This is a genomic window from Edaphobacter sp., from assembly GCF_035532915.1.
GTDB lineage: Bacteria > Acidobacteriota > Terriglobia > Terriglobales > Acidobacteriaceae > Edaphobacter.
Window position 1 is genome coordinate 1 of sequence record NZ_DATKQC010000025.1, and the last position, 3,362, is coordinate 3,362.

Here is a 3,362-nt window from a genome sequence, read left to right on the forward strand (position 1 = left end):
ATTGCCCTGCGATCCCACATGGCTACCAAGTACGCCCAGCATGGCTACACTGGTGGGCTGGGTGATGCTCACATGACGCCGAGTATCCATCCCTCGATCTTGGCGGCTCTACGGTCTGCTTCATCAAGAGGCGGACTGGCGAAAGTGGATAGCGAGCCGTTGTTGTCGGCCTGCCTCATCCATGCGGCTATGGAGTAGGCGTCATGCTGATGGCCGTCACGATTCTCCATGGGGAGACTCCGACTCCAAAGCGCCGGGTAGACCTCGGCCACAACGGATTTCCCCGCTGGAAAATCCCACCCATCGAAGGGCCAGAAGTGAACGCGACCGACAGCTTTCAAATCGATATATCTAAGCCACGGAATGACGGGGCGGCACTCTTGAAGGATGAGACAGCACAGGGCAGAGGTATGGTCAACGTGGCGAGGGTTGGTTTCCGAACAGCTTCAAAGCGGTCAGGGCGTGGCAGCATTCTGCCGGGAGCGCAGTTTGCGCGAGTGGCAGTTCTACGAATGGAAGAAGCGGCTTCGCGAGAGCGAGACGGTGAAGTTTGTAGAGGTGAAAGCAGTAGCAACCAGAGAGCCGAAGGGCACGACAGCAGCCCGCAGTCTGGCCATTGAGCTTTGACTCAGGCAGGGCCGCAGTCTGATGGTTGAGCCAGGCTTCGACGCAGATCACCTGCGGGCCTTGCTGGCGGCGCTGGAGACGGAGGCATGATTGGGCTGCCGAGTCTTCGCGCATTGGATGGTGCTCCGGGACCCCGCATCTGGCTGGCAGCCGAGGCAACCGACATGCGATGCGGGTTCGATCGACTCGCGCAGCGTGTTCAATCGGTGATCGGCGAAGATCCGCTCAGCGGTCATCTGTTCCTCTTTCGCTCGCGCAATGGCAACCGCTTGAAGATCCTGACATGGGATCGCGATGGTTACGTGCTTTGGTACAAGCGACTGGAGGTTGGAGTTTTCAAGCTTCCTCGTATCACGCCTGGCGACAGCGCTGTCGAGTTACGGGCGAGCGAATTGGCGATGGTTCTGGATGGGATCGACGTGTCGAAGCTGAAGCGCGTGCCGCGCTATGAACGCGCGGCTGGGTCCAACAAAAACGACCTACAAAGAGTGATGGCATAAGGTGACTTATGATGCTCGACTTACGTCTAACTTGATAAGTGACTGACCTCTCCGATAACTCTCTGAATCTACCGCAGGATAGCGGAATGCTGCAGTCGATGCTGCGTGCTCTGTTGTTGGAACGCGACCAGGAGAAGCGGCGCGCCGACGACTTACACGTTGAGAACCTTCGCCTGCAACTGGAGCTGGGCCGGTACAAGAAATGGTATTACGGGCCGCGCGCGGATCGCTTGCAATCGGACAACGATCTGGCGCAGATGCTGCTGCGCTTCGCCGAGGAAATGGATCGGAAGTCGGTCAACCCTGACGACCTTCCGCGCGATGCGAAACCGGAAGAAGAACTGCGGCGCGTGAAGCGGCGCCAGGGTCGGCGGAACCTTGCCAACTTCGAAAATCTTCCTGTAACTACCCAGGTCTACGAGTTGAGCGAAGAGGAGCGTGCTTGCCCCTGCTGCGGAGTCGAGCGCAAGGAGATCGGCACCGACGAGAGCTGGCAGGTAGAGTATCTTCCCGGTCGCTTCGAGCGCATCCATCATGTGCGCACGAAGTATGCCTGTCCGGGATGCGAGAGCCACGGCGACAACCCGCGCATGGAAACGGCGGCCAAGCCGGACGCGGCGATCAACAAAGGCATGGCTGGACCGGGGCTGCTGGCCTACATCGTGACCAGCAAATTCAGTGACTACCTGCCGCTGTACAGGCTGGAAGACATTTTTCAGCGGCAGGGCTTCGAGATCTCGCGGGCCACGCAGTCGGTCTGGTGCGGCGACGTGGCCGATCTCGTCGAGCCGCTGTATGAACTGATGGCGGCGCGAGTGCGGGCCTCGCACGTAGTGGCCACCGACGACACCATCCTGCCCATGCTGAGCCACGGCAAATGCGCGAAGGCGCGGATGTGGGTCTACGTCGGGGATGAAACTCAGCCGTATAACGTTTTCGACTTCACGCTCAACCGCGGACGCGACGGACCGCGATATTTCCTGAAGGATTATCGTCAGGTTCTGCTGGCCGACGCCTACGGCGGCTACAACGGCGTGGTGGCGGGCAACGAGATCACGCGCGCCGGATGCTGGGCGCACGCGAGAAGGAAAATCATCGAAGCGGAGAAGGTCGCTCCCGAGATCGCGCGGGAGGCGATCGAACTGGTGCATGCGCTGTATGCGGTCGAGAAGCAGGCCAGGGATGCCTCCGTGCCGGAGCGCCTGAGGCTGCGCCAGCAGCAATCGGCGCCGGTGCTCTCGCAAATGCGGAAGAAGCTTCTCGAATGGAAGGAACAGTTGCTGCCCAAGCATCCCATGTCCGAGGCGATCCACTACGCACTGGGCCAATGGACGGAACTGAACGTCTTCTGCTCCGATGGTGCGGTGGCCATCGACAACAACGTCAGCGAACGCGAGATGAAGCGCGTGGTACTCAATCGAAAAAACTCGCTGTTCGTGGGCAATCCGCGCGGCGGCAGAACGGCGGCGGTTCTGGCCAGCCTGACCAGCACTTGTCGCCGCCACGATGTGGATCCGCAACTGTATCTCACGCAGTTGCTGACGAACCTATCGCAGGTTCGCAGAAGTGAGTTGCCCAACTGGCTGCCAGACCAGTGGAAGCTGCTTCACGCAGCACGCCTGAACAGCCTCAAGATCCCAGCCACCGCCTTGCCCTCCTAGCACCTGTACTTCATGGAACGCTCACCAAACTTGTCGAGAGCACGGATCGCGAGCAAGCAGTAAAACAGCTTGCAAGGAACATCGAACGTGCATTCGGCAGTGATCGGCAGCGCGTGGAGGGCGTGGACCTGAAATATGTCACGACCATTTTCCCCGTGCTCGTTACTCGCGATGACTTGGGAAGCGTGGCAGGCGTCAACAGCTATCTGGGAGAGCGCTTTGATGCGATTCTGAAACGGAAATCACTCTCGGCTTCAGTGGCACCACTGACTTGTCTTTCCTCCGTACATGCCGAAGCACTTTCAGCTTACCTTTCGGACACACGGTTGACGGATATTCTCGGAGCGCATATTCGTGCGAATCGGAAGGGCTCGGCGCGTTATCTCACGATGCCGTTTTTCGCGGCTCCGAACGCAGTGTTGAGCAAGAAGGGAGAGAGGCCGATTCCCAACCAGCTTGGCAATTTCGACGAACTGATTCAAGATTGCGTGCAGCAACTCGGTCTTGCTGTTCCTAAATCGCCAACTGACGGTACCTCCTAAGCCCGTAACGACCCGGCTCTTTCTTCCTAACG

The 3,362-nt window shown here is 59.1% G+C and carries 5 protein-coding genes; 4 read left to right on the plus strand and 1 reads right to left on the minus strand.

Annotated features, from left to right (window positions below; translation table 11 throughout):
* Positions 1-68 precede the first annotated feature (68 nt).
* Positions 69-230, minus strand: coding sequence for a hypothetical protein (locus VMU57_RS01025; protein WP_325379886.1), 162 nt, complete (start codon positions 228-230; stop codon positions 69-71).
* Between the two features lie 157 nt (positions 231-387).
* Here VMU57_RS01025 and tnpA point away from each other — a divergent pair, with 157 nt between their 5' ends.
* The 4 genes from tnpA to VMU57_RS01045 all read left to right on the plus strand — a co-directional run bounded on the left by tnpA (position 388) and on the right by VMU57_RS01045 (position 3,330).
* Positions 388-627: an IS66 family insertion sequence element accessory protein TnpA gene (gene tnpA / locus VMU57_RS01030; RefSeq protein WP_325379888.1), complete on the plus strand. Its 240-nt coding sequence runs from the start codon at positions 388-390 to the stop codon at positions 625-627.
* A gap of 86 nt (positions 628-713) precedes the next feature.
* Positions 714-1,127, plus strand: coding sequence for an IS66 family insertion sequence element accessory protein TnpB (tnpB, locus tag VMU57_RS01035; RefSeq protein ID WP_325379890.1), 414 nt, complete (start codon positions 714-716; stop codon positions 1,125-1,127).
* A gap of 86 nt (positions 1,128-1,213) precedes the next feature.
* The gene (gene tnpC / locus VMU57_RS01040) at positions 1,214-2,788 is read left to right on the plus strand and encodes an IS66 family transposase (protein ID WP_325379892.1); all 1,575 of its coding nucleotides are present in this window, start codon (positions 1,214-1,216) and stop codon (positions 2,786-2,788) included.
* Complete coding sequence (locus VMU57_RS01045) at positions 2,722-3,330, plus strand: hypothetical protein (RefSeq protein WP_325379894.1); 609 nt, start codon at positions 2,722-2,724, stop codon at positions 3,328-3,330. Before tnpC ends, VMU57_RS01045 begins: the two co-directional genes overlap by 67 nt.
* Positions 3,331-3,362 lie beyond the last annotated feature (32 nt).

What these genes read in the sequence shown, in the direction of transcription:
- tnpC (WP_325379892.1), top strand. Translation starts at nt 1,214, where the DNA reads ATGCTGCAGTCGATGCTGCGTGCTCTGTTGTTGGAACGCGACCAGGAG.
- tnpB (WP_325379890.1), top strand. Translation starts at nt 714, where the DNA reads ATGATTGGGCTGCCGAGTCTTCGCGCATTGGATGGTGCTCCGGGACCC.
- VMU57_RS01025 (WP_325379886.1), bottom strand. Translation starts at nt 230, where the DNA reads ATGGAGAATCGTGACGGCCATCAGCATGACGCCTACTCCATAGCCGCA.
- tnpA (WP_325379888.1), top strand. Translation starts at nt 388, where the DNA reads ATGAGACAGCACAGGGCAGAGGTATGGTCAACGTGGCGAGGGTTGGTT.